The following is a 2,181-nucleotide window of genomic DNA, read 5'->3' as shown; positions in this document are numbered from 1 at the left end:
TCAAGGGATGGCGCGGGCTGGCCACCCGCACCGACAAACTCGCCATCAACTACGCCGGCGGGGTCACCCTCAAAGCCACCCTCGAAATGGCTCTCATGATCCACCAAACACGCCCTAGGCGGTTGATCATGGCGAGGGCACCGGAGCGGACTGGTGCCCTCGTCATGATCAACCGCCTACGCGGCCCGGAGCCCCCGGGAGCGGGTCGAGCTGGGGCCGCCCTCAGCCGCCGAGGAGGCCGTGCGCGACGCCGCCCACGGTGTTCGTGAGGCCGCCGACGGTCTTCCCCACGGTGCCGACGAGGCCGTCGCCGCCGCCGCCGTCGTCCGAGCCCTCGTCGGACGAGCCCCCGGACCGGCCTCCGCCGGTGGACCCCGAGGGCGGCTGCGACGTCGGGGGCTTCGTGGTCGTGGCGGGCGGTGGTGTCGCCGAGCGGCCCTTCGTGGCGGTCGTCGTCGGGGTGACCGGCTTGACCGGGGCCACGGCGGCGGGGGTCGAGCGGACGACGGCGGCCGGGACCGGGACGGCCGCGCGCCGCGGCGCGGCCGGCGCGTTCGCCACCGGGGCCGCGGGCGGTTCGTCGAGGACGCCGGCCGTGGCCTCGTCACGCTGCGGAGCCGCGGGGGGGCCGACGCGGGTGCCGCCGGGCTCGGCCTGCAGCGGCCCGGGGCGCCCGGCCGTATAGGTGTCGACCTTGGGCAGCGGGTCGTCGGAGTGGTCGTTGGCCACGGACGAGACCGCCAGCGGGACGGCGCCGACGGCGGCGGCGACCGAGACGATCGCGACGCCCCAGCCGCGCAGCCCGCTCGGCGCGGCGGCCGCGGCCCGGTGCTGACGCCGGGCGGGCGGGGCGGCGACGGGGATGACCGCGGTGTCGCCCGCCTCGTCGAGGTGGCGCTGCGCCCACGACGGGAACCCGGTGGCGGCCGTCGACCGACCCCCCGACCGCCCGTGTCGCGACCGCGCCATCCGTCCCCCGTGTCCGTACTCCCCCGGCAATTGTGCGGAACACTACTCCATGTGTACGTATGCCCCCAAGGTGGCCAGCGGGTGACACTCGTTCACCGGGGCGGGGCCGTGACCACGACGTGTCGTCGCCGTGGCCCGACGATCGGACCGTGGCCTCACCCGGGTGAGGGATCGCCGGTCGCGTGACGGCCGTTCCGCGGTCACCCGTGGGACGTCGGCGTCGGGCAGACTGCGGGCCGTGATCCCGGGCGCGCGCTCTCATCCCTACCTGGCCGCCCCCCGACCGCGGGCCTTCGCGCACCGGGGCTGGCACGTGGGCGAGCTCGCCGGCCTCGAGAACACGCTCGCGGCGTTCGTCCGGGCTCGCGACGAGGGCTACGCCTACGTCGAGACCGACGTGCACGCCACGCGTGACGGCGTGCTCGTCGTCCACCACGACGCGACGTTACGGCGCGTGGCCGGGCATCCCGGCGTGCTGCGGGCGATGGACTGGGCCGACGTCGCGCCGGTGCGGGTGCGCGGGCGGGAGAAGCTGCCCCGCCTGGAGGAGGCGCTCGAGGCGCTCCCGGGGATGCGGTTCAACGTCGACCTCAAGTCGCCCGGCACGCTGCGGCCGATGCTCGCGCTGCTCGAGCGCGACGACGTCGCCGAGCGAGTGGCCGTGGCGAGCACCGACGAGGGCCGGTTGCGGGCGGTGCGGCAGCGCCACGGGGACCGGGTCGTCACCGGCGTCTCCGCACGCGGGGCGCTGTCGCTGCGCGCCCGCTCGGTGCTGCCGGGGGCGCTCGGGCGCCACATCCCGGTCGGCGGGGACCTCGCGCAGTTGCCGGTGCGCGTCGGCCGGCTCCCCGTGGTCGACGCGGTCAGCCTGCGCGCGGCGCACGACGCGGGACTCGAGGTGCACGTCTGGACGATCGACCGGGCCTCGGAGATGCACCGCCTGCTCGACCTCGGCGTCGACGGCCTCATGACCGACCGCCCGGACCGGCTGCGTGACGTGCTCGTGGTCCGCGGGGCGTGGGAGGGCGCGCCGCCGGCGGTGTGATCTACCCGGACCTCGGGTAACACATGTGTGAACGCAGCGACATGGGCGAGGGGTCACCGACCGATGACGCACGCCGAGGGGCGTGAGCCGGGTCACGACCACGTGTCCGACGGGTGTCGCGGGAACGATCCGGCGCCCTCGGGCGTTGGGACCTGGAGCACCGGCCG

At 76.1% G+C, this 2,181-nt stretch carries 2 protein-coding genes; one reads left to right on the top strand and one right to left on the bottom strand.

The genetic code is table 11. The annotated features are described in order from the left end of the window. Positions 1-222: 222 nt before the first annotated feature. Positions 223-969, bottom strand: coding sequence for a hypothetical protein (locus tag AC0CYZ_RS23465; RefSeq protein WP_472219812.1), 747 nt, complete (start codon positions 967-969; stop codon positions 223-225). A 238-nt stretch (positions 970-1,207) separates the two neighbouring features. On the opposite strand from AC0CYZ_RS23465, the gene AC0CYZ_RS23460 reads away from it, so the two are divergent. Further along, entirely contained in the window at positions 1,208-2,014 is an 807-nt protein-coding gene (locus AC0CYZ_RS23460) for a glycerophosphodiester phosphodiesterase family protein (protein ID WP_472219810.1), read from the top strand. The last annotated feature ends 167 nt before the right edge of the window (positions 2,015-2,181 follow it).

Source organism: Actinomycetospora sp., from assembly GCF_055612215.1.
This window is presented reverse-complemented; position numbering and strand designations above follow the sequence as displayed.